At 37.0% G+C, this 1,823-nt stretch carries 1 protein-coding gene; it reads right to left on the reverse strand.

Annotated features, from left to right (window positions below; all coding sequences use genetic code 11):
* Positions 1-13 precede the first annotated feature (13 nt).
* Entirely contained in the window at positions 14-1,747 is a 1,734-nt protein-coding gene (locus tag GHD25_RS19735) for an IS1634 family transposase (RefSeq protein WP_164220059.1), read from the reverse strand.
* Positions 1,748-1,823 lie beyond the last annotated feature (76 nt).

The following is a 1,823-nucleotide window of genomic DNA, read 5'->3' on the forward strand; positions in this document are numbered from 1 at the left end:
CCAAAAGTGAGTACTATTTATGTTTCTTTATTTGTTTTAAAATTTTTTTCATTTTTTCTATGGTTACGATCTCTGTATCGGTCCGAAAGCCAAAAACGTCATGTAAGGTGTCTGTTAAATCCGATCTAGTATAAGTTGGAATATAGCCTTCACTGGTTGATTCCAATACATTCATGTTTCTCAGTGTTTCAATAATTTCAGGACATGTTGCGCTTTCATCAATCTTTTTCTCCAGTAATCGAAAAATCAATAACGATAAAAAACAGACCAAGAAATGTGCTTTGATTCGTTCGTCTTTTTGAAGAAAAACCGGTCGTGTTCGCATCTCACTTTTTAGAATTCGAAAGGATTCTTCAATCTCCCATCGTCGTTGATTAATCTTTACAATTTGTTCCGGAGTACTCTCTAAGTTTGTGCACACACCGTAGAATCCATCGAACTGTGCTTCCTCTTTAATCTTGTTTGAATTGAGCGAGTGGCTGCTTTTATTAGCGATCTCTCCATCTTCGGTGATATGTTTCGATTGAATAAAACGGTCTGGACTATTTGCCTGCTTCTTCTCAATTGTAGACGGATGATCCATCTTCTTTTGAGCCCGTTCAATTTGTCTTTTTCGAATGCTTGATTGATACCGTTTATGTTTTGGCGAAAAGGTCACAATTAATTTCTGTTCTAGATCGTTTTCTTTGATCCAACGCTCTTTATAATATACTTGGCTATCTTTTTCCATATCGAGGTCATTTAAGTTGATCACTTTCTTCTTTCTATTGTTTGGCTCCTGACCAGCTATCTTCCAGCCTTTTGGATCGAGCGCCCACTCTTTTAAATGCTTTTTTAACTTTTTAATGGATTGGGTGGTCACAAAAGCACGCTTATTCATCGAATTATACAATCGATTTTCATAAGAGGAAAGACCGGCATCGGTACAAACGACAAACTTAGAAAGTTTGAAGTCCTTTAAAATTCGCTTCTCTAATGGTTTTAATGTAGGTTGTTCATTCTGATTCCCCGGATTGATGACAAAAGCGAGTGGCAGGCCACTGCCATCCAGAAAGAGTCCCATTTGAACAATTGGATTGGGCCGGTTTTCTTTGGACATCCCATATTGTTTTAGGCCATCTTCTTCTTCTATTTCAAAGTAAAAGTTCGTGCAGTCATAGTAAAGGAGTTCTGTTTTTCTCTCCACAATTGCCGTACTATTTTTATAGACTGCTTTTTCTATGACGTTCGATTCTACCGCTAAAATATCGAGTGCACGGTACATGTGCTGCGGTTCGACCTCGTGCTTTTCCAGTAATTTGTCTGCCCGCTCTAACGTTCCTTTTTTCGATGTAGGATGAAGGATTCGCATGTAAATTAAGAGGGAGAGAATTTTTTTTAAGTCATAAGTGAAATGGTGCCTTTCCGAAATACCTTCGCATATTTTATCCAGTTTCAATTGGTGAAAGAGTGACTTTAAAAAAAGGTACCCGACGTTAAAAGACCGACTCGTATCTTTGGTTATCGTTTTATTTGGATTATATTTGATAAGAACCGATTCAGTTTTCTTCTTCTTTTCTTCTGTTAGCTTTTTTGCGTAAGCTCGCGCCCATTCTTCAGGGTCTACACCTGGATGTCTTTCAAGGATTTCCTGTTCATTCCCTAGTGCTTCCACCACTTTTGTCGTAGATTTTCCGTGGATATCTCGTACATTTTCAATAACAGAATAGGAGACAGAATTCTTGGAAATACTTTTTTTAATACGCATCGAATCCCTCAAATCCTTATGTAATAACTTAATTATATCATAGTACTAAATAGTACTCAATAATTATTACGAAAAT

It is taken from the genome of Virgibacillus aidingensis (assembly GCF_010994035.1).
Taxonomy (GTDB): Bacteria; Bacillota; Bacilli; order Bacillales; family Amphibacillaceae; genus Virgibacillus_N.